Source organism: Saccharopolyspora shandongensis, from assembly GCF_900106995.1.
Lineage (GTDB): Bacteria > Actinomycetota > Actinomycetes > Mycobacteriales > Pseudonocardiaceae > Saccharopolyspora > Saccharopolyspora shandongensis.
This window is the reverse complement of record NZ_FNOK01000006.1, coordinates 138,250-158,979: the sequence shown is the minus strand read 5'-3', so window position 1 is coordinate 158,979 and position 20,730 is coordinate 138,250. Positions and strand designations below refer to the sequence as shown.

Genomic DNA, 20,730 nt, shown 5'->3' with positions numbered 1-20,730 from the left:
GAATTTAGCTGCATCGGGTGGTGTGCGCCGCCGCTCCCCGGTGGTACTTTTTCGAACGAACGGTCAGTTAAAGAACCAGCCGGAGGAGGTCGGGCCGCATGGCTGCCCTGCGGAGCTACGTCAACGGTGCCTGGCACGAGCCAGCGGACAACGGGGTGCCGTTGCGCGATGCGGTGACCGGCGAGGAGGTCGCGCGGGTCTCCTCGGCGGGGATCGACATGGCCGCGGTGCTGGCACACGGGCGCGGCAGCGGCGGCCCGGCGCTGGCCGAGCTGACGTTCCACCAGCGCGCGGCGCTGCTGAAGAGCCTCGCGTCGCACCTGCGCGAGCACCGCGAGGAGCTGTACGCGCTGTCGGCCCGCACCGGGGCTACGCTCGGCGACTCCAAGTTCGACATCGACGGCGGCATCGGGGTGCTCTTCGGCTACTCCAGCAAGGGCCGCCGGGAGATGCCCAACAGCACCGTCTACGTCGACGGCGCGGTCGAGCCGCTGAGCAAGGGCGGCACGTTCGTCGGGCAGCACGTCTGCACGCCGCTGCAGGGCGTCGCGGTGCAGATCAACGCGTTCAACTTCCCGGTGTGGGGGCCGCTGGAGAAGTTCGCGCCCGCGTTCCTGGCCGGGGTGCCCAGCCTGATCAAGCCGGCGAGCCAGACCGCGTACCTCACGCACCGGCTGGTGGAGCTGATGATCGGCTCCGGCCTCCTGCCCGAGGGCTCGCTGCAGCTGATCTGCGGCAGCGTCGGCGACCTGTTCGAGCACCTCACCGACCAGGACCTGGTGTCGTTCACCGGTTCGGCCGCGACCGGGCAGCGGTTGCGCGCCCACCCGGTGGTGGCGGCGAACTCGGTGCGGTTCAACGTCGAGGCCGACTCGCTGAACTGCTCGATCCTGGGCCCGGACGCCGAGCCCGGCACCGCGGAGTTCGACCTGTTCGTCAAGCAGCTGGTCACCGAGATGACGGTGAAGGCCGGGCAGAAGTGCACCGCGATCCGGCGGGCGCTGGTGCCGGCGAACCGGATCGACGACGTGGTGGCGGCCGCCAAGGCGCGGCTGGAAAAGGTCGTCGTCGGCAACCCCGCCTCGCCGGACGTGCGGATGGGCGCGCTGGCGAGCCTGGAGCAGCGGGAGGAGGTCCGCCGCTCGCTCAAGGCGCTGCTGGAGGCCGGCACCCTGGTGCACGGCGACCCCGAGCGCGTCGAGGTCGTCGACGCCGACCCGGAGCGCGGCGCGTTCCTGCCGCCGCTGCTGGTCCGCTGCGACGACCCGGACCAGCCGCAGCCGCACGAGGTGGAGGCGTTCGGCCCGGTGAGCACCGTGCTGCCGTACGAGACGACGGCGCAGGCCGTGGAGCTGGCGCGGCGCGGCCTGGGCAGCCTCGTCGGATCCGTCGTGACCGCCGACGCGGAGTTCGCCCGCGAGGTGGTGCTGGGCGCGGCGTCGCGACACGGCCGGATGCTCGTGCTGAACCGGGAGAACGCAGCGGAGAACACCGGGCACGGCTCGCCGCTGCCCGCGTTGGTTCACGGTGGGCCGGGCCGGGCCGGCGGCGGCGAGGAGATGGGCGGCGTTCGCGGCGTGCTGCACCACATGCAGCGCACCGCGGTGCAGGCCGATCCGGCGACGCTGACCGCGATCACCGGGCAGTGGGTGCCCGGAACTCCGCGCAACACCACCAAGCAGCACCCGTTCCGCAAGCACCTCGACGAGCTGCGCATCGGCGACACGGTGGTCGCCGGGCCGCGCACCGTGACGCTGCAGGACGTCGAGCACTTCGCCGAGTTCACCGGCGACACCTTCTATGCGCACACCGACGAGGAGGCGGCGAAGGCCAACCCGTTCTTCGATGGCCGGGTCGCGCACGGCTACCTCGTGGTGTCCTTCGCCGCCGGGCTGTTCGTGGACCCGGACCCGGGGCCGGTGCTGGCCAACTACGGGCTGGAGAACCTCCGGTTCCTCACGCCGACCTACCCGGGCGACGAGATCACCGTGACGATGACCGCGAAGCAGATCACGCCGCGGGTCGGCGCCGAGCACGGCGAGGTCCGCTGGGACGTGGACGTGACCAACCAGGACGGCGCCTCGGTGGCCAAGTACGACGTGCTGACGCTGGTCGCGAAGCGGCCGGGGGAGCAGGGGGCATCATGACCAGCACGGTGGACCGGCTCGGCGACGCCGAGCTGCAGCAGCACTTCGACGAGCGGATCGCGCACGACCAGCGCATCGAGCCGCGGGACTGGATGCCAGAGGGCTACCGCAAGACCCTGGTGCGCCAGATCGCCCAGCACGCGCACTCCGAGATCATCGGCATGCAGCCGGAGGGCAACTGGCTGACCAGGGCGCCGAGCCTGCGGCGCAAGGCGATCCTGCTGGCGAAGGTGCAGGACGAGGCCGGGCACGGGCTCTACCTGTACTCGGCGGCCGAGACGCTCGGCGTGGACCGCTCGGAGCTGACCGAGAAACTCATCGGCCGCCGGCAGAAGTACTCGTCGATCTTCAACTACCCGACGCTGACCTTCGCCGACATCGGCGTCATCGGATGGCTGGTCGACGGGGCGGCGATCTGCAACCAGGTGCCGCTGTGCCGCAGCTCCTTCGGTCCCTACGCGCGGGCGATGGTGCGGATCTGCAAGGAGGAGTCGTTCCACCAGCGGCAGGGCTACGAGCTGCTGATGACGATGATGCGCGGCACCGACGAGCAGCGGGAGATGGTGCAGGACGCCACGAACCGCTGGTGGTGGCCGTCGCTGATGATGTTCGGCCCGCCGGACGCCGACTCGCCCAACACCCGGCAGTCCATGGTGTGGCGGATCAAGCGGCACACCAACGACGAGCTGCGGCAGAAGTTCGTGGACATGTCCGTGCCGCAGGCGGAGGCGCTGGGCGTCACGCTGCCCGATCCGGCGCTGCGCTGGAACGAGGAGCGCGGGCACTACGACTTCGGTGAGCCGGACTGGTCCGAGCTCAAGCGGGTGATCGCCGGGCACGGGCCGTGCAACGAGGAGCGGCTGGTCCGGCGCCGTGCCGCGCACGAGGAGGGGCAGTGGGTGCGCGACGCGGCAGCCACCCACGCCGCCAAGCAGGCCGCACGCGAGGAGGTCGCGCGATGAGTTCGGACGCCGAGACCGGTGCGCCGCGGTCCGCGTGGCCGCTGTTCGAGGTCTTCGTCCGCGGCAAGCGGGGTTTGAACCACGTGCACGTGGGCTCGCTGCACGCCGCGGACGAGGAGATGGCGCTGCACAACGCGCGCAACCTCTACACGCGCCGCAACGAGGGCGTGAGCATCTGGGTGGTGCGGGCGGACGCGATCACCGCGTCCAGCCCGGACGAGAAGGACCCGTTCTTCGCGCCCAGCGGCGACAAGGTGTACCGGCACCCCACGTTCTACCGCATTCCCGACAACGTCCCGCACATGTGAGGTCGGCCTGATGTCGTTCGACAACGCCTACGAGGCGCTGACCGCGGCGGAGCCGGAGGGCGAGTCCCGCTGGGCCTTCGGCACCGGCTTCGACGATCCGTTGTCCGGAGTGGACACCACGCTGCCGGAGGGCGTCGACGGCGCCGCGTTCGCCCGGTACTGCCTGATGCTCGGCGACGACGCGCTGATCGCCTCGCAGCGGCTGACCGAGTGGGTCACCCGCGCGCCGGAGCTGGAGGACGAGCTGGCGCTGGCCAACATCGCGCTCGACCTGCTGGGCCAGGCGCGGCTGCTGCTGTCCCGCGCCGGGCAGGCCGACGGCAGCGGGCGCGACGAGGACGAGCTGGCGTACTTCCGCGACGAGCGGGAGTTCCGCAACGTGCGGCTGGTCGAGCCGCCGAACGGCGACTTCGCGCAGACCATCGCCCGGCTGCTGGTGTTCGCGACGTGGCGGCTGGCGCTGTTCGCCCGGCTCGCCGAGTCCCGCGACCCGGTGCTGGCGGCGATCGCGGCCAAGGGCGTCAAGGAGCTGGCCTACCACCGCGAGTACGCGGCGCAGTGGGCGATCCGGCTCGGTGACGGAACCGAGGTGTCGCACGCGCGGATGCAGCAGGGGCTCGACGCGGTGTGGCCGCTGGTCGACGAGCTCTTCGCACCGAACGCGACCGACCGGGAGATGGTCGCGGCCGGAGTCGGCACCGATCCGGCGCAGGTGCGCGCCGAGTTCGACGACGTCCTGGACCAGGTCATCACCGCGGCCACCCTCCGGCACCCCGACGCGTCGGCGCTGGCCGGGGTGGCCGGGCGGACCGGCCGCGACGGCGTCCACACCGAGCACCTGGGCTTCCTGCTGGCCGAGCTGCAGAGCCTGGCCCGAGCGCACCCGGAGGCGACGTGGTGACGAGCACGAAGCCGGACCTCCGGCACGCCCGCACGGTCGCGGAGTCGGTCACCGACCCGGAGCTGCCGGTGCTGACGCTGGCCGACCTCGGTGTCCTGCGCGACGTCGAGATGACCGGGGACGGCACGGTGGTCGTGTCGATCACGCCCACCTACTCCGGCTGCCCGGCGATGCGCGAAATGCGCGCGGACCTCAGCGGCCGGCTGCGCGAAGCCGGCTTCGCCGACGTCGAGGTGCGCACCGTGCTGGACCCGCCGTGGACCACCGACTGGATCAGCCCGGCCGGCCGGCGGAAGCTGGCCGACTACGGCATCGCCCCACCGGGCGCCGCCCCGCAGCGCTCGCCCGGCCCGGTGCCGCTGACGCTGACGGCGCCGCGCGCCCAGGTCCGCTGCCCGCAGTGCGGTTCGCCGGACACCGAGCAGGTCTCGCAGTTCGGCGCGACGGCGTGCAAGGCGCTGCGCCGGTGCCGCTCGTGCCGCGAGCCCTTCGAGCACATCAAGGAGATCTGACGTGGTCCGTCCCGCCCCCGTCGACGCGCCCGCCCCGGCCGCCACCGAGCGGCCCGGCCGCCGTCGCACGACCTTCCACCCGCTGCGGGTCAGCCACGTGGAGCGGCTGTGCGAGGACGCGGTCGCGGTCGGCTTCGACGTTCCGCCGGAGCTCGCCGAGGAGTTCGCCTTCCGGCCGGGCCAGTCGCTGACGCTGCGCCGCCGGGTGGACGGCCGCGAGGAGCGCCGGTCGTACTCGATCTGCGCCCCGCACGGCGCGGCGCCGCGGATCGGCGTGCGCCACGTGCCGGGCGGGCTGTTCTCCAGCTGGCTGGTGCAGGAGGTGCGGCCCGGCGACGAGATCGAGGTGCTCCCGCCGGTCGGCGCCTTCAGCCCGGACCTGACCGCGCACGAACGGCACGTATGCGTCGCCGCCGGCTCGGGCATCACGCCCGTGCTGTCCATCGCCGCGTCGGTGCTGCGCGAGACGGACGCGACCGTGACGCTGCTCTACGGGAACCGGCGCAGCGACACGGTGATGTTCGCCGACGAGCTCGCCGACCTGAAGGACCGCTACCCGGCGCGGCTGGAGCTGGTGCACGTGCTCTCGCGGGAGCCGCGTGAGTCGGAGCTGTTCACCGGCCGGCTGGACGCGGCGAAGATCCGGGCGCTGCTGTCCACAGTGGTCGATGCCGAGTCGGTGGACCAGTGGTGGCTGTGCGGGCCGTACGGCATGGTCAGCGACGCCCAGGACGTGCTGCGCGAATGCGGCGTCGCCACCGCGCGGATCCACCAGGAGCTGTTCTACGTCGAGGACGTGCCGCCGGAGCCGGCGCGCCACGAGGAGCCGGTGGCCGAGGGCCCGACCAGCGAGGTCACGGTGGTGCTCGACGGCAGGTCGACGCCGATGTCGCTGCCCCGCGACGTCCCTGTCCTGGACGCGGCCCAGCGGATCCGCCCCGATCTGCCGTTCGCGTGCAAGGGCGGCGTCTGCGGCACCTGCCGGGCGAAGGTCACCTGTGGGGAGGTCCGGATGCGCCGCAACTTCGCCCTGGAGGAATCCGAGGTCGCGGAGGGCTTCGTCCTCACCTGCCAGTCGCTGCCGACCACCGACGAGGTCACGGTCGACTTCGACGCCTGACGGCTAGTCCTGCAGGGCCAGGCGGATCTCCTCGCCTGTGTGTCCACTGTGGTCAGGAGGCCTTGCGGGGACGACGCCCTTCGGTGCCGGTGGGTTTCGCGGCGGCGGCCACCGCCTCTTCGAGCTCGGCGCGCTTCATCTTGGAGCGGCCCTTGATGCTTAGCTGCTTCGCCCGGTCGTCGAGCTCGGCCTTGCTCAGCTCCGACAGGTCCTCCTCGGCCCGCGCGGGCTTGCGGCCCTTGCGGGCCTCGTCGACGCTGCGCCGCAACGCCTCGGTGAGGTCGATGACGTCCGTCGGCTTCGGCGGCTCCTCCGCCGCCGTCACCTCGCCGCCGTGCGCCTTCTCCGCCAGCAGCTCCTCGACCTTCGCGGTGTAGGTGTCCTCGTACTGCTCCGGTTCCCACGGCCCGCTCATCGACTCGATGATCGTGGTCGCCATCTGCAGTTCCTTCTCCGACGGCTTCGCCTGCTCGTCCTCGTCGCCGATCAGCTCGCCCGGATCGCGGACCTCGTCGGCGAAGAAGAGGGTGTTCAGCGCCAGCACGGTGTCGTCGGCGCGCACCGCGGTGAGGTACTGCTTGCCGCGCAGCACGAAGGTCGCGATCCCGGCCTGGCTGGTCTCGTGCATCGCCCGGCGCAGCAGGTTGTAGGGCCGGTAGTGCTCCTTGCTGTTGGGGGCCAGCCAGTAGGTCTTCTGGAAGTGCACCGGGTCGATCTCGGTGAGGTCGACGAACGTGGTGATGTCGATGGTGCGGGAGCGGCCGGGGGCGATCTCGTCGAGTTCGGACTGCTCCACGGTGATGACCCCGCCGTCGAACTCGCGGCCCTTGACGATGTCGTTGAAGCCGACTTCCTCGCCGGTGCGTTCGTTGACGCGCTTGTAGCGGATCCGGTCGGCGGTCCCGCGCTCGTACTGGTGGAACTGGACGGTGTGGTCCTCGGTCGCGGCGTAGAGCCCGACCGGGATGGTGACGAGGCCGAAGTTGATGGAGCCGGTCCAGATCTTCCGCGGCATGGTTGCCTCCCATCGCCCCGGCGCCCGAGCGCCGCCGGTGTTCACCATGCGGTGAGGGACGCAAGATCGCAGAAGTCCTGCTCATCGCCGTGGCGTCGGGTTGCCTCCGGTATTTCCCGGTGCCCGGGGTGGGGAAACAACGCGATGGGTGCCGTCGGCCAGCCGTTGCGTCCGGCCGCGGCGAGCAAGCAGTTCCAGCAAGGGAACCGCAACGCGGCGCGAGGTGTCCAGGGCCTGCTTGGCCTGGCTGAGCGTGAACGGCTCGGGCAGCCGCGCCAGCCGTGGCACGGCGGCCTCGTCGGCGTCCGGCAGGAGCACCAGGCCGGGAGCCAGGCGCAGCAGTGCGCCTGCGTGCGCGGCCGCGGCGAGTTCCTTCTCGCCGAGGCCCAGTTCGGAGAGCTCGCCGGCGGTCGGGGCTTGGAACGGGTGGTCGACGAGCGTGCGCCGGATCGTCTCCACCGCGCGCTGCACGTGCTCGGGCAACCGGCTCCGCCCCTTGTGCAGCCGCCCTTCGCGCAGCGTGATCCCGGCTGCTCGGGCGATCGGGGGCAACAGGTCCGGATCGGGCAGGTCCAGGGCGCGGCGGGCGGCTTCGGTGGGCATGCCGTCGTCCAGCGGGTGCGTCTCGTGGTGCCGCGCCAGCAGGTCGTCGAGGCGGCCGGCGAGCTCGTCGCCGTGCTTCTCGTCCAGCAGCCAGGGCCCAGACCCGGGCGGGGTGGCGCCCATCGCGCGCAGGTCGTCGGCGCGGACCAGGCGGCGGCGCCGCAGCTCGGCCGCGCCGTCGGGCTGTCCGTCCATCGCGGCGAGCTCGTCGGCTCGCTCGCGGGCGGCACCGCGCCTGGTCAACCGCGGTGGGCGGACGTCGAGAACCACCACGCCACCGCAGATGCTCCGGCTTCCCGGATCCCGGAGCAGCGCGCGGTCACCGATGCGCAGCGGCAGCCGGGCGCGCAGCGTCAGGCGCGCGGTGTCAGGGCCGAGCGGCCGGACCCGCGCCCCGACCGCCGCCGCGCCGATGTGCAGCACCAGCTCGCGGGCGGTGCCCGCGGCGGTCGCCGGGTCGATCCGGACGTCGAGCACATCGGTGGTCAGCCAGCGGTCCGGAGCCAGCAGCGCGTCGCCGCGCCGCACCTGGCCGAGCTCGACGCCGCGAAGGTTGACCGCCACCCTGGCGACGGCATCGACCTGCGGTTCCGGCGTGCCCAGCGCCTGCAGGCCGCGGATCGACGCCTCCACGCCGGCGGGATGCAAGAGCAGGCGGGCACCTTTGCGGAGACTGCCCGCCGCGAGCGTTCCGGTCACGACGGTGCCTGCGCCGCGAATGGTGAACGCGCGATCCACCCACAGCCGCACATCGGCCGCCCGGTCCGGCGGCGGCAGCCGGTGGATGAGCTGGTCGAGCCGCAGGCGCAGTTCGCCCAGGCCGGCACCGGTGCGGCCGCTGACGTGCACGACCGGGATGCCAGCGAGCGACGTGCCGCGGAGCCGTTCGCGGGCCTGCTCGGTGGCGGGGCCGGGATCGGCCAGGTCGCAGCGGGTGACGGCGAGCAGGCCGTGCCGGACGCCGAGGGCGGCCAGGGCGTCCAGGTGCTCGCCGGACTGCGGCATCCAGCCCTCGTCGGCGGCGACGACGAACAGCACCGCGGGCACCGGGCCGATCCCGGCCAGCATGTTCGGCACGAACCGCTCGTGGCCGGGCACGTCGACGAACGCGGCGGTGCAGCCGTCCGGCAGCGGGGTCCACGCGAACCCGAGGTCGACCGTCAGGCCCCGGCGGCGCTCCTCCGCCCACCGATCCGGCTCCATCCCGGTCAGCGCGCGGATCAGCGTGGACTTGCCGTGGTCCACGTGCCCCGCGGTGGCGATGACGTGCATCAGGCCACCGCCAGCACCGCGCGATGCAGCAGTTCGTCGTGCTCGGGGGCCAGCGCGGCCAGGTCGAGCAGGCAGCGGTCGCGTTCGATGCGGGCGAGGACGGGCGGGCGTCCTTCGCGCAGGAGTTTCGCGAAGCGATCGGGGAGCGCGACGGCCGCGCTGGGCAGCGCGACGTCAGGGGCTCCGCCGCCGCCGACGGTCGCCTCGCTGCGCCGGGCCGAGGCCGGGATACCTGCGGCGGTCAGCAGATCCGCGAGCCGTTCGGCGCGGCGCAACAGGTCGGCTCGGTCTTGGCGGAGCCGCTGCGCCGTCGGCGTGCTCGGTCCACGCAAGGTGGCCTCCAGCGCGGCGAGGGTGAGCTTGTCGACGCGCAGCGCACGCGCCAGCGGATGCCGCCGGAGGCGGTGCACGATCTCGGCCCCGCCCAGCAACAGCCCGGCCTGCGGCCCGCCCAGGAGCTTGTCGCCGCTGGCGATGACCAGATCCGCCCCGTCGGAAAGCGCCGTGGTCGCATCGGGTTCGCGGGGCAGGGCGGGATGCGGGTGCAGCAAGCCCGACCCGATGTCGGCGACCACGGGCACCCCGAGCTCGCGCAGTGCGGCCACCGGCACGGACGAGGTGAAACCGGTGATCACGAAGTTCGACGGGTGCACCTTGAGGACGAAGCCGGTGTCCGGCCCGAGCGCCGACCGGTAGTCGTCGAGCCGGACCCGGTTGGTGGTGCCGACCTCGCGCAGCCGGGCGCCGGTGGCGGTGAGCAGTTCGGGGATGCGGAACCCGTCGCCGATCTCGACCATTTCGCCGCGCGCCAGCACGATTTCGCGGTCCTGCGCCAGCGCGGTCGCCGCCAGGACGAGCGCTGCGGCGCCGTTGTTGACCACGTGCGCGGCTTCGGCGCGCGGCACGGCGGCCAGCAGCGCGGCGACGGCGGCCGCGCCGCGCGGGCCGCGCCGGCCGGTGTGCAGGTCGAGTTCGACGTTCGTGGTCCCGGCAGCCTGGTGCAGGGCGTGGATCGCCGCGTCCGACAGCGGCGCGCGGCCGAGGTTGGTGTGCAGCAGGACGCCGGTCGCGTTGAGCACCGGCCGGATGCTCGACGCGGATTCCGGTAGTGCGGCAAGGGTTTCCGCGACGATCCGGCCCGGCGAGATCTCGCCGGCGCGAGCCCGTTCCTGCGCCGCGTGCACCGCGTGCTTGACCAGCCGGTGACCCAGCCGCCCAGCCGCGGCGGCCACCTCGGGATCGGCCAGCACCCGGTCGGTGCCCGGCACCAGCTGCCGCGGATCGGCCATGCCCCGGACTATAGGGCCCGGCCCGGGAAATGGTGCGCCTTCGCCGGCCGGTGCGGGGCGAACGGTCCGTTCGCCACTCCGAAGGCACCTCGCGCCACCAGATCTCGAACGGCCTCGGCAGAACGGTCCGCGGTGTCCGGCGAACCCGTCGGCCAGGCGCCGGAACAAGTCGACTGTGACAATGGCTGTTGACAAGATATGTACGCTGCGGGGTATGGCTCGCACGCCGCGCGAAGCGGATTCCGGCAGGTGGATCGACACCGGCGATGGGCTGCGGTTGGCCGTGCGGGAGCACGGCGACCCGGCCGCCCCGACGCTGCTCGCGGTGCACGGCTACCCCGACGACCGCTCGATCTGGGACGGCGCGGTGGCGGCGCTGTCCGGGCGGTACCGGGTGGTCACCTACGACGTGCGCGGGGCGGGGGAGTCCGACAAGCCCCGCGGCACCGACGCCTACCTGCTGGACCGGCTCGCCGACGACCTGCGCCGCGTCGCCGACGCGGTGAGCCCGGACCGGCCGGTGCACCTGCTGGCCCACGACTGGGGCTCGGTCCAGGCCTGGCATGCGGTCACCGATCCGCGGCTGGCCCACCGGTTCGCCTCGTTCACGTCGATCTCCGGGCCCTGCCTGGACCACGTGGGCCGCTGGATGCGGGCCAAGCTGCACCGGCCCACGCCGCGCGGGCTGCGCGACCTGGTCACGCAGCTGATCTTCTCCGGCTACATCGGCTTCTTCCAGCTCCCGGTCCTGCCCGAGCTGGCCTGGCGGACCGAGGCGCTGCCCAAGCTGATCGGTGCACTGGAGCGGCTCGATCCCCGCACGGCGGCGAACCCGACGCGCCCCGCGCTGTCCGACGGCCTGCACGGCTTGCAGCTGTACCGGGCGAACATGCGGTCCCGGCTGGGCAAACCGGGGGAGCGCCGCACCGAGATCCCGGTGCAGGTCCTCGCGCCCGGTGGCGATCCGTTCGTGTCGTCGCCGCTGCAGACCGGGATCGCGCCGTGGGTGCCGAACCTGCGGGTGCGTCGGCTGCCGGGCGGCCACTGGCTGCCGCGGAGCCGGCCCGAACTCGTCGCGCGGTGCGCCGCGGAACTCGTCGACCACGTCGAAGGCGGCGCGGAGCCGCGAGCCCTGCGGGCCGCCCGGATCCGCCCGGGGCGGCACCACTTCCAGGACCGGCTGGTGGTGATCACCGGCGCGGGCGGCGGGATCGGCCGGGCGACGGCGCTGGCCTTCGCCGCGCAGGGCGCGCACGTGGTCGCCGCCGACATCGACGAGGGCGCCGCCAAGGCCACCGCGGAGCTGGTCGCGCGCACCGGCGCGGGCGCCACGCCCTACCGCGTCGACGTGTCCGACCAGGCGGGCATGGAGCGCTTCGCCGAGCACGTGCACGCCGAACTCGGCACCCCGGACGTGGTGGTGAACAACGCGGGCATCGGCGTCGCCGGGTCCTTCGTGGACACCGAGGTGGCGGACTGGGAACGCGTCATCGACATCAACCTGTGGGGCGTCATCCACGGCTGCCGGCTGTTCGCCGGGCAGATGATCGACCGCGGCGAGGGCGGGCGGATCGTCAACGTCGCCTCCGCCGCCGCGTACCTGCCGTCGAAGCTGCTCCCGGCCTACAGCACCACGAAGGCCGCGGTGCTGGCGCTCAGCGAGTGCCTGCGCGCCGAGCTGGCCGCCGACGGGATCAAGGTGACCGCGATCTGCCCCGGGCTGATCAACACCGGGATCACCGGCAGCACCCGGTTCGTCGGCGTCGCCGACGCCGAGCAGGACCGGCGCCGCCGCGCGGCCAAGCAGCTCTACCAGCGGCGGAACTTCACGCCCGAGCGCGCCGCCGCGGAGATCCTGCGCGCGGTCCGGCGCGACGCCGCGGTCGCGCCGATCACCGCCGAAGCCAAGGTCGGCCTGGTGCTGTCCCGCCTGACCCCCGGGCTGCTGCGCGCGGCGGCCCGGGCCGACCTGACACCCCGCTGATCCGAGGAGGCCGGAGATGTCGCAGATCGATCCAGGGGAGCCGGACCGCGTCGCGTTGCAGGCCCGCGACGTCGCCTTCGACTGGGCCCAGCTGCCGATGCACTGGATTCCCGGCGAGCCGTTCGCCACCCACATGATCAACTTCCTGCACCTGGTGCTGCCGGAGGGCGAGCGCTGGTTCGTGGAGGTCTTCAAGCAGGCGATGCCGCTGATCGAGGACGACCGGCTGCTGGAGGACGTCCGCGGCTTCGTCGGCCAGGAGGCGATGCACGCCGAGTCGCACCAGGGCGTGCTGGACCACTTCGACGCGCACGGCCTGGACACCAGGCCCTACGTCGCGCAGGTCGGCTGGATGTTCCGCAAGATCCTCGGCGACCGGCCGCACACCGGCAAGCGCGCCGAGTCGTGGCTGGTGCAGCGGCTGGCGATGATCGCGGCGATCGAGCACTACACGGCGTTCCTCGGCCAGTGGGTGCTGGACGCCGAGGCGCTCGACGCCGCGGGCGCCGACCCGACGATGCTCGACCTGCTGCGCTGGCACGGCGCCGAGGAGGTCGAGCACCGGTCGGTCGCCTACGACCTCTACATGCACGTCGACGGCGGCTACCTGCAGCGCTGCCGGGCGATGGCGATCGCGATCACGGTGCTGGCCATCCTGTGGGCGCGCGGCGTCCGCTTCCTGATGGCGCACGACCCGGTGCTGCGCGGCCGCAGCAAGCCGCGCTTCCGCGACATGCTGCGCACCGGGCGGCTCGGGCTGACGCCCAGCTACTGGCAGATGCTGCGCGCGATCCCGCCCTACTTCCGCCGCTCCTACCACCCGTCGCAGCACGGCTCGACCAGTCAGGCGGTGGCGTACCTGGCGAAGTCGCCCGCCGCGCAGGCGGCCGAGCACTGATGGCCGGTGTCGATCGCGCCGTGCCGCCGGCACTCACCCACGCCGGCCCGGACCGGTTCCTCTGGGCGCTCGACAAGCTGACCACCGCCGTGGAATGGCTGCACCGCAACGACCGCCGCGACCACCCGCCGGTCCGTCCGGTGGACCGTGACATCCCGCTGCTGGTGTCGGAGGTGCGCGCCGAAGCGGACGAGGTGATCAGCCTGCGGCTGACGAGCCCGGACGGCGCGCCGCTGCCGACCTGGCAGCCCGGCGCGCACCTCGACGTCGTGCTGCCCTTCGGCCGCAAGCGGCAGTACTCGCTGTGCGGAGATCCCGGCGAACGCGGGCACTACCGGATCGCGGTCCGGCGGCTGGCCGACGGCGACGGCGGATCGCGCGAGATCCACGACGAGCTCCGCTCCGGCAGCCGGATCATCGCGCGCGGGCCGCGCAATGCGTTCCCCTTCATCACCGCGCCGAGCTACCTGTTCATCGCGGGCGGCATCGGCATCACGCCGATCCTGCCGATGGTCCGCACCGCCGCGGCGCGCGGCGCGAACTGGCGGCTGGTCTACACCGGACGGTCGCGCGAGTCGATGCCGTTCCTCGGCGAGCTGGCGGCGCTGGATCCGGCGCGCGTCTGGATCCGGCCGGACACCGAGTTCGGCATCCCGGCCTCCGGCGCGGAACTGCTGGAGCACTCGCCGCCCGACGCGGCGGTGTACTGCTGCGGGCCGATCCCGATGATCACCGGCGTGCGGGTCGACCTGCCCGGCAGCGGGGCGGATTCGCTGCACTGGGAGCGGTTCTCGGCGCCGCCGATCGTCGACGGCCGCCCGTTCACCGTCGAGCTGGCCCGCACCGGCGAGACCGTCGAGGTGCCCGCGGACCGGTCGGCGCTGGACGTGATCGGCGAGGTCCTGCCGCAGGTGCCCTACTCCTGCCGCCAGGGCTTCTGCGGCACCTGCCACGTCCGGGTCCTCGCCGGGGAGGTCGACCACCGGGGCCGGGCGGAGGAGGACCGGATGGCGATCTGCACCTCCCGCGCGACGGGCCGGGTCGTGCTCGACCTCTGAACCGATCGCAGCGACGAAAACCACTCTCGGCGAGGCTTCTCGGTGCCGTACGGTCAGGGGGCGGAAGATCGATCTCGGGGAGATGCCATGGAGCTCGCTGGTCTGGTGGAGATCACGTCGGTCGACGAACTGCGCGAGATCGTCGGCGAACCGCTGCAGCGCGTCGCGGACAAGGCGCGCCCCGGCCTGCACGAGCTGGACCGGCAGTGGCTCGCGGCCTCGCCGTTCTGCCTGATCGCCACCGCCGCCGCGGACGGCACGTGCGACGTCTCGCCGAAGGGCGACCCGGCCGGGTTCACGCTGGCGCTGGACGACCGGACGATCGCGATCCCGGACCGGCCGGGCAACCGGCGCGTCGACGGCTTCCGCAACGTGCTGTCGAACCCGCACGTCGGCCTGATCTACTTCATCCCCGGCCGCGGCGACACCCTGCGCATCAACGGCCGCGCGCGGCTGGTGCGCGACGCGCCGTTCTTCGACGAGATGGTGGTCAAGGGCAAACGCCCGGCGCTGGCGCTGGTGGTGGAGATCGACGAGGTCTTCCACCACTGCTCGAAGGCGTTCCTGCGCTCCGCGCTGTGGAAGTCCGAAACGTGGGAGCCGGACGCCGTGGCCTCCCGCGCGCAGATCGCCAAGTTCCTGGAGCGCCCGGAGGACTCGCTGGCGGAGCTGGAGCGCTACTACGGCCCGTCCTACGCCAACGGCCTCTACTGACGGCCGTCAGCCCGCCGAACCCCGGATCGCCGAACGGGCCACGTCGGCGGCCTGGGCCAGGCCACCGGCGGTCTCGTCCAGGACCTGGGCGAGGATCTCGCGCAGCGGCTTGCCGCGGGTGCCGACCAGCCAGCCGTGCATGGCCGTGCCGAAGCAGCTCATCAGGGTGATCGAGTAGGCGACCGTGCGCGGGTCGTCGTCGCCGCTGCCCGTCCGTTCCGCGACCAGCGCGGCCATGTCCTGGACCCAGCGCTGCCGGATGAGGTGCATCTCGTAGTCGCCGGCGTGCTCCAGGCCGTCGAGCAGCTCGGCGCGCATCAGGTGCTGCGCGCGGTCGTGCTCGATGCGGTCGGCCGCGTCCAGCAGCGCCGCGGCCAGCGACCGCATCGGGTGCTCGCCGGCGGGCCGGGCGGCCAGCACTTCGCGCATCCGCTCGGCCTCCCGGCCCGGGTCGCCGAAGAGCACGGCGTCCTTGCTGGGGAAGTGGCGGAAGAACGTGCGCGGGGCGATGTCGGCGGCCTCGGCGATCTGCTCCACCGTGGTGTTGGCGAAGCCCTGCTCGGCGAACAGCTCCAGGGCGGCCGCCTCGATGGCCGCGCGGGTGCGCATGGTCCGGCGATGGCGGCGGTCCTGTGGTCGGGAAGCGGGATCCGGCGCCGCAGCGGCCGTCATACCTGCCAGATTCGTCCCGGCTCCGGCCCAGGTCAAGCGCCTTCGACGGGCGCCGCCGAACCCCGTCGGCGCCCGGCCTGAGCCTCCTCGCGGCGCTGATGGCCTGGACCTGGCGGCCAGGTCGGGAGCTCTGAGCTTGCACCTCCGGGCCGCCGGGTTTCTCCTGGAACCACGCGTGTGGGGAGAGCGGCTATGGCGGAGTGGTTGCGTTGGCCGGTGGTTCGCCAGCTGACCGGGACGGATCCGCTGGGCAGGGGCCCGGCGGCCCGGTCGCGGCGCACCGATGAGCTGCGGGCGCGCACCGAGGACGCCGACGCGGTGGTCCGTTCGGTGTGCCCGTACTGCGCGGTGGGCTGCGGCCAGCGGGTCTTCGCCCGGGACGGTGCGGTCACCCAGATCGAGGGCGATCCCGATTCGCCGATCAGCCGCGGCCGGCTGTGTCCCAAGGGCTCGGCGAGCCGCGAGCTCGTGACCTCGGCGCTGCGCCAGACCAAGATCCGCTACCGCCGGCCGCACGGCACCGGCTGGGAGGACCTTGACCTCGACACCGCGCTGGACATGATCGCCGACCGGGTGCTGGCCACCCGGGCCGCCACCTGGCAGGACGCCGACGCCGACGGCCGGCCGCTGCGGCGCACGATGGGCATCGCGAGCCTCGGAGGAGCGACCCTCGACAACGAGGAGAACTACCTCATGAAGAAGCTCTACACCGCCCTCGGCGCGATCCAGGTGGAGAACCAGGCCCGCATTTGACACTCCTCCACGGTGCCCGGTCTGGGCACCTCGTTCGGGCGCGGCGGCGCCACCACGTTCCAGCAGGACCTCGCCAACGCCGACTGCATCCTCATCCAGGGGTCCAACATGGCCGAGGCGCACCCGGTCGGCTTCCAGTGGGTGGTGGAGGCGAAGCGGCGCGGCGCCACGATCATCCACGTCGACCCGCGCTTCACCCGCACCTCGGCGCTGGCGCACCGGCACGTCGCGCTGCGCGCGGGCAGCGACATCGCGTTCCTCGGCGCGCTGATCAACCACGTCCTGACCAACGACGCCTACTTCCACGACTACGTCGTGGCCTACACGAACGCCCCGATGATCGTGGGCGAGGACTTCCGCGACACCGAGGACCTCGACGGCGTCTTCTCCGGCTTCGACGCCGAGGCGGGCAGCTACGACACGACGAGCTGGCAGTACGAGGGCAGTTCCGCGGTGCCGTCGGTCGGCGGCCACGGCCCGGAGACCGCGGTGCCCACGACGCCGCACGGACGCGAGCGCGACGCCAGCCGCCCGGAGAGCACCGGAGCGGGCGGCCCGGTCTACCGCGGTCGCGCCGAGACCGACCCGACGCTGCAGCATCCCCGCTGCGTGTTCCAGCTGCTCAAGCGGCACTACGCGCGCTACACGCCGGAGATGGTGGAGGAGGTGTGCGGGGTTCCGCGCGAGGAGTTCGAGTGGGTGGCCGAGCAGCTCGTGGCGAATTCCGGCCGGGATCGCACCACGGCGATCGCCTACGCGGTCGGCTGGACGCACCACACGGTGGGCGTGCAGTACATCCGCGCCGCCTCCATCCTGCAGCTGCTGCTGGGCAACATCGGCCGGCCCGGCGGCGGGATCCTGGCGCTGCGCGGGCACGCCAGCATCCAGGGCTCGACCGACATCCCGACGCTGTTCAACCTGCTGCCCGGCTACATCCCGATGCCGCACGCGCACGCCGACTTCGACCTCGACACCTTCGTCGCGGCCGGCGAGCTCGCGCGCGGCTACTGGGCGAACATGCGGTCCTACCTGGTCAGCCTGCTCAAGGCGTGGTGGGGCGAGCACGCCACGGCCGACAACGACTTCTGCTTCGGCCGGCTGCCGCGGCTGACCGGCGACCACGGCACCTTCCAGACCGCGATCGATCAGATCGAGGGGCGCTGCAAGGGCTACTTCGTCGTCGGCGAGAACCCGGCGGTGGGCACGGCGAACGCCCGCCAGCAGCGGATGGGCCTGGCGAACCTGGACTGGCTGGTGGTGCGCGACCTCAACCTGATCGAGACGGCCACCTTCTGGCTGGACGGCCCGGAGATCGAGACTGGCGAGATGCGCACCGAGGACATCGGCACCGAGGTGTTCTTCCTGCCCGCCGCGGCGCACACCGAGAAGGACGGCACCTTCACCAACACCCAGCGGCTGCTGCAGTGGCACCACAAAGCCGTTGAACCGCGGGGAGATCAGCGCAGCGACCTGTGGTTCTACTACCACCTGGGACGGCGGATCCGGGAGAAGCTCGGACCCGGCGCCGAGCGGGACCGGGCGCTGCTGGAGCTGACCTGGGACTACCCGGTCGAGGGCGACATCCAGGAGCCGAGCGCGGCGGCCGTGCTGCAGGAGATCAACGGCTTCGACGCCGCCGGCGACCCGCTGTCGTCCTACACGCAGCTGCGCCCGGACGGCTCCACCCGCTGCGGTTGCTGGATCTACTGCGGCGTTTTCGCCGACGGGATCAACCAGTCCGCGCGGCGCCGCCCGGGCCGCGAGCAGTCGTGGGTCGCGCCGGAGTGGGGCTGGGCGTGGCCGGCGAACCGGCGGCTGCTCTACAACCGGGCATCGGCCGATCCGGACGGCCGGCCGTGGAGCGACCGGAAGGCCTACGTCTGGTGGGACGACGAGCGCGGCGAGTGGACCGGCCACGACATCCCGGACTTCGACCGGGCCAAGCGGCCGGACTACCTGCCCGACCCGGACGCCACCGGGCCCGAGGGCATCGCGGGCACCGAGCCGTTCATCATGCAGAGCGACGGGCGCGGCTGGCTCTACGTCCCGGCAGGGCTGGTCGACGGCCCGCTGCCGACGCACTACGAGCCGCAGGAATCGCCGCTGGAGAACCGGATCCACACCGCCCAGCAGCGGAATCCGGCCCGGCAGGTGTGCTCGCGGCCGGAGAACCGCTACCAGCCCAGCGGCGCCGAACCCGGCAGCGAGGTGTTCCCGTACGTGTTCACCACGTTCCGGCTCACCGAGCACCACACCGCGGGCGGCATGAGCCGGTGGCTGGCGCACCTGTCCGAGCTGGCGCCGGCGATGTTCCTGGAGGTCTCCCCGGCGCTGGCGGCCGAGCGCGGGCTGAAGCACCTGGGCTGGGCGACCGTGGTCACCGCCCGCAGCGCCATCGAGGGCCGCGTCCTGGTGACCGCCCGGATGCGGCCGCTGCGCCACGGCGAGCGCACCGTCCACCAGATCGGCATCCCGTGGCACTGGGGGCCGAACGGCCTGACGGTCGGCGACGCGGCGAACGAGCTGATCAACGTGGCGCTGGACCCGAACGTGCACATCATGGAGACCAAGGCCGGTGCCTGCGACATCCGGCCGGGCCGCCGCCCGCGCGGCGCGGCGCTGATCCGCTACGTCGAGGAGTACCGGAGGCGCGCCGGGATCACCGAGCGCACCGGCACGGAGCACACCGACAACCCGAGGCGAGGAGGCGAGTGAGCGCGTGGATGCGAACCGGCTGAGCGGACCGCTGGCGGACCCGGCGGGGGAGGCCGGCTACCCGCCGGACCACCCCGATCGCGTCGGGTTCTTCACCGACACCAGCGTGTGCATCGGGTGCAAGGCGTGCGAGGTCGCCTGCAAGGAGTGGAACCTGCTGCCCGAGGACGGCCTCGACCTCACCGGGATGTCCTACGACAACACCGGCGCGCTCGGCGCGACGACGTGGCGGCACGTGGCCTTCGTCGAACAACACGGGTCCACAGTGGACCTGGGCATGCCGGGCATGGGCGAGGACCAGGTCCGCTGGCTGATGTCCTCGGACGTCTGCAAGCACTGCACCCACGCGGCATGCCTCGACGTCTGCCCGACGGGCGCGCTGATCCGCACCGAGCACGGCACGGTCCTGGTGCAGGACGACGTGTGCAACGGCTGCGGTTACTGCGTGCCCGCCTGCCCGTACGGGGTGATCGACGTGCGGCCGGACACCGGCGGCGCGGCCAAGTGCACGTTGTGCCAGGACCGGCTGGGCGCCGGGCTGATGCCCGCCTGCGCGACGGCGTGCCCGACAGAGTCCATCCAGTACGGCCCGCTCGACGAGCTCCGCGACCGCGCGCAACGGCGCGTCGACGAACTGCACGCCCAGGGCGTCCCCGAGGCCAGGCTTTACGGGCACGACCCGGCCGACGGGGTCGGCGGCGACGGCGCGTTCTTCCTGCTGCTGGATGAGCCCGAGGTGTACGGGCTGCCGCCGGACCCGGTGGTGACGACGCGGGATCTGCCGTCGATGTGGCGGCACGCGGCGGGCGCGGCGCTCACCGCGGCGGCAGTGATCGCCGGGTGCTTCCTCGGGAGCAAGCGGTGAGGCGCGGCGACCGGCTGATGGTGCCCGAGGCGGAGTTCCGGTCCTACTACGGGCGCCCGGTTCTCAAGCAGCCGGTGTGGAAGGTGCCGGACGTTCCCGCGTACCTCTACCTCGGCGGGCTCGCGGGGGCGTCGTCGGCGATGGCGCTGTGCGCGGACCTCGCCGGGTACGGGCGGCTGGCGCGCTCCGGCAGGCTGGCCGCGGCAGTCGGCGCGACGGCCAGCGTCGGGGCGCTGATCCACGACCTCGGCCGCCCGGCGCGGTTCCTGAACATGCTCCGGGTGTTGAAGCCGACCTCGCCGCTGAGCGTCGGGTCCTGGATCCTGGCGCCGTTCTCGGCGTTGTCGAGCGCGGCTGTGGCCAGCGAACTCACCGGTCGGCTCCCGGTCCTGGGGCGCGCGGCGGCCACCACGGCCGGGGTGATCGCGCCCGCGATGACGACCTACACCGCGGTGCTGCTGTCCGATACGGCGGTCCCGGGCTGGCACGAGGCGTACCGCGAGCTGCCGTTCTTGTTCGCCGGGAGCGCCGTGTCGAGTGCCGGGGCGATCGGCATGCTCGCCGCACCGGGCGAGTCCGGCCCGGCGCGGCGGATGGCGGTGGCCGGGGCGGCGCTGGAGTTCGCGGCCGCGCAGCGCATGCACCAGCGGATCGGGCTGGTCGACGAGGTCTACCGGCAGGGGCGCGCGGGCGCGGTGTGGCGCGCCGCCCGGGCGCTGACCGCGTTGGGCGCGGGTGCGGCGCTGTTCGCCGGGCGCAACCGGGCGGCCGCGATCGCCTCGGGGCTGAGCCTGACCGCGGCCGCCGCCGCGACGCGGTACGCCGTCTTCGAGGCCGGTCGCGCGTCGGTCCGGGATCCCCGGTACACCGTGGTGCCGCAACGCGAACGCGCCTGACCAGCGGTTTCGCCTGACCCAGGCATCTATACACTCGCTATATACA

General features: G+C 73.0%; 17 protein-coding genes. 13 read left to right on the top strand and 4 right to left on the bottom strand.

What is annotated here, in order from left to right; all coding sequences use genetic code 11:
* Window positions 1-98: 98 nt before the first annotated feature.
* From paaZ to paaE, 6 genes are read left to right on the top strand one after another with little or no spacing between them, the layout of a single operon-like run.
* Window positions 99-2,147 carry a phenylacetic acid degradation bifunctional protein PaaZ gene (gene paaZ, locus BLW84_RS08840; protein ID WP_093263458.1) on the top strand — a complete coding sequence of 683 codons (2,049 nt, stop codon included), beginning with the start codon at window positions 99-101 and terminating at the stop codon, window positions 2,145-2,147.
* Window positions 2,144-3,109, top strand: coding sequence for a 1,2-phenylacetyl-CoA epoxidase subunit PaaA (paaA, locus tag BLW84_RS08835; protein ID WP_093263455.1), 966 nt, complete (start codon window positions 2,144-2,146; stop codon window positions 3,107-3,109). The genes paaZ and paaA overlap by 4 nt, the downstream gene beginning before the upstream one ends.
* Window positions 3,106-3,417, top strand: a complete 312-nt coding sequence (paaB, locus tag BLW84_RS08830) for a 1,2-phenylacetyl-CoA epoxidase subunit PaaB (protein WP_093263452.1) — start codon at window positions 3,106-3,108, stop codon at window positions 3,415-3,417. Before paaA ends, paaB begins: the two co-directional genes overlap by 4 nt.
* 10 nt (window positions 3,418-3,427) lie before the next feature.
* On the top strand, window positions 3,428-4,318 hold the full coding sequence (gene paaC / locus BLW84_RS08825; RefSeq protein WP_093263450.1) for a 1,2-phenylacetyl-CoA epoxidase subunit PaaC: 891 nt from the start codon (window positions 3,428-3,430) through the stop codon (window positions 4,316-4,318).
* Window positions 4,312-4,830 (top strand): 1,2-phenylacetyl-CoA epoxidase subunit PaaD, encoded by a 519-nt coding sequence (gene paaD, locus BLW84_RS08820; protein ID WP_093263447.1) that lies wholly within the window; start codon window positions 4,312-4,314, stop codon window positions 4,828-4,830. Before paaC ends, paaD begins: the two co-directional genes overlap by 7 nt.
* Before the next feature lies 1 nt (window position 4,831).
* Window positions 4,832-5,950: a 1,2-phenylacetyl-CoA epoxidase subunit PaaE gene (gene paaE, locus BLW84_RS08815; RefSeq protein WP_093263445.1), complete on the top strand. Its 1,119-nt coding sequence runs from the start codon at window positions 4,832-4,834 to the stop codon at window positions 5,948-5,950.
* Window positions 5,951-6,002: 52 nt separating this feature from the next.
* Here the strand turns inward: paaE and ku are convergent, their stop codons facing one another.
* From ku to selA, 3 genes are all read right to left on the bottom strand, one after another.
* Window positions 6,003-6,965 carry a non-homologous end joining protein Ku gene (gene ku / locus BLW84_RS08810; RefSeq protein WP_093263747.1) on the bottom strand — a complete coding sequence of 321 codons (963 nt, stop codon included), beginning with the start codon at window positions 6,963-6,965 and terminating at the stop codon, window positions 6,003-6,005.
* Between the two features lie 81 nt (window positions 6,966-7,046).
* Window positions 7,047-8,840: a selenocysteine-specific translation elongation factor gene (gene selB / locus BLW84_RS08805; protein WP_093263442.1), complete on the bottom strand. Its 1,794-nt coding sequence runs from the start codon at window positions 8,838-8,840 to the stop codon at window positions 7,047-7,049.
* On the bottom strand, window positions 8,840-10,129 hold the full coding sequence (gene selA, locus BLW84_RS08800; RefSeq protein WP_093263440.1) for an L-seryl-tRNA(Sec) selenium transferase: 1,290 nt from the start codon (window positions 10,127-10,129) through the stop codon (window positions 8,840-8,842). The genes selB and selA overlap by 1 nt, the downstream gene beginning before the upstream one ends.
* 214 nt (window positions 10,130-10,343) lie before the next feature.
* Here selA and BLW84_RS08795 point away from each other — a divergent pair, with 214 nt between their 5' ends.
* The 4 genes from BLW84_RS08795 (at window position 10,344) to BLW84_RS08780 (ending at window position 14,783) form a co-directional block, all read left to right on the top strand.
* The gene (locus BLW84_RS08795; RefSeq protein ID WP_177226366.1) at window positions 10,344-12,113 is read left to right on the top strand and encodes an SDR family oxidoreductase; all 1,770 of its coding nucleotides are present in this window, start codon (window positions 10,344-10,346) and stop codon (window positions 12,111-12,113) included.
* Window positions 12,114-12,129: 16 nt separating this feature from the next.
* Entirely contained in the window at window positions 12,130-13,011 is an 882-nt protein-coding gene (locus BLW84_RS08790) for a metal-dependent hydrolase (RefSeq protein ID WP_093263437.1), read from the top strand.
* Window positions 13,011-14,069 carry a PDR/VanB family oxidoreductase gene (locus tag BLW84_RS08785; protein WP_093263435.1) on the top strand — a complete coding sequence of 353 codons (1,059 nt, stop codon included), beginning with the start codon at window positions 13,011-13,013 and terminating at the stop codon, window positions 14,067-14,069. Before BLW84_RS08790 ends, BLW84_RS08785 begins: the two co-directional genes overlap by 1 nt.
* 87 nt (window positions 14,070-14,156) lie before the next feature.
* On the top strand, window positions 14,157-14,783 hold the full coding sequence (locus BLW84_RS08780; RefSeq protein WP_093263432.1) for a pyridoxamine 5'-phosphate oxidase family protein: 627 nt from the start codon (window positions 14,157-14,159) through the stop codon (window positions 14,781-14,783).
* Window positions 14,784-14,789: 6 nt separating this feature from the next.
* Here BLW84_RS08780 and BLW84_RS08775 read toward each other — a convergent pair whose 3' ends face one another.
* Window positions 14,790-15,392, bottom strand: a complete 603-nt coding sequence (locus BLW84_RS08775; RefSeq protein WP_245761031.1) for a TetR/AcrR family transcriptional regulator — start codon at window positions 15,390-15,392, stop codon at window positions 14,790-14,792.
* A gap of 255 nt (window positions 15,393-15,647) precedes the next feature.
* Here BLW84_RS08775 and fdh point away from each other — a divergent pair, with 255 nt between their 5' ends.
* Genes fdh through nrfD form a run of 3 tightly spaced genes read left to right on the top strand, consistent with a single transcriptional unit; the run spans window position 15,648 to window position 20,684 of the window.
* Window positions 15,648-18,923: a formate dehydrogenase gene (fdh, locus tag BLW84_RS08765; RefSeq protein WP_177226365.1), complete on the top strand. Its 3,276-nt coding sequence runs from the start codon at window positions 15,648-15,650 to the stop codon at window positions 18,921-18,923.
* A gap of 4 nt (window positions 18,924-18,927) precedes the next feature.
* Window positions 18,928-19,788: a 4Fe-4S dicluster domain-containing protein gene (locus BLW84_RS08760; RefSeq protein ID WP_093263423.1), complete on the top strand. Its 861-nt coding sequence runs from the start codon at window positions 18,928-18,930 to the stop codon at window positions 19,786-19,788.
* Complete coding sequence (gene nrfD, locus BLW84_RS08755) at window positions 19,785-20,684, top strand: NrfD/PsrC family molybdoenzyme membrane anchor subunit (RefSeq protein ID WP_093263420.1); 900 nt, start codon at window positions 19,785-19,787, stop codon at window positions 20,682-20,684. Before BLW84_RS08760 ends, nrfD begins: the two co-directional genes overlap by 4 nt.
* The last annotated feature ends 46 nt before the right edge of the window (window positions 20,685-20,730 follow it).

Bases quoted from the DNA above. Each gene is read 5' to 3' on its own strand.
- paaZ (WP_093263458.1), top strand. From the start codon at position 99: ATGGCTGCCCTGCGGAGCTACGTCAACGGTGCCTGGCACGAGCCAGCG.
- paaA (WP_093263455.1), top strand. From the start codon at position 2,144: ATGACCAGCACGGTGGACCGGCTCGGCGACGCCGAGCTGCAGCAGCAC.
- paaB (WP_093263452.1), top strand. From the start codon at position 3,106: ATGAGTTCGGACGCCGAGACCGGTGCGCCGCGGTCCGCGTGGCCGCTG.
- paaC (WP_093263450.1), top strand. From the start codon at position 3,428: ATGTCGTTCGACAACGCCTACGAGGCGCTGACCGCGGCGGAGCCGGAG.
- ku (WP_093263747.1), bottom strand. From the start codon at position 6,965: ATGCCGCGGAAGATCTGGACCGGCTCCATCAACTTCGGCCTCGTCACC.
- selB (WP_093263442.1), bottom strand. From the start codon at position 8,840: ATGCACGTCATCGCCACCGCGGGGCACGTGGACCACGGCAAGTCCACG.
- selA (WP_093263440.1), bottom strand. From the start codon at position 10,129: ATGGCCGATCCGCGGCAGCTGGTGCCGGGCACCGACCGGGTGCTGGCC.
- BLW84_RS08795 (WP_177226366.1), top strand. From the start codon at position 10,344: ATGGCTCGCACGCCGCGCGAAGCGGATTCCGGCAGGTGGATCGACACC.
- BLW84_RS08790 (WP_093263437.1), top strand. From the start codon at position 12,130: ATGTCGCAGATCGATCCAGGGGAGCCGGACCGCGTCGCGTTGCAGGCC.
- BLW84_RS08785 (WP_093263435.1), top strand. From the start codon at position 13,011: ATGGCCGGTGTCGATCGCGCCGTGCCGCCGGCACTCACCCACGCCGGC.
- BLW84_RS08780 (WP_093263432.1), top strand. From the start codon at position 14,157: ATGGAGCTCGCTGGTCTGGTGGAGATCACGTCGGTCGACGAACTGCGC.
- BLW84_RS08775 (WP_245761031.1), bottom strand. From the start codon at position 15,392: ATGCGCACCCGCGCGGCCATCGAGGCGGCCGCCCTGGAGCTGTTCGCC.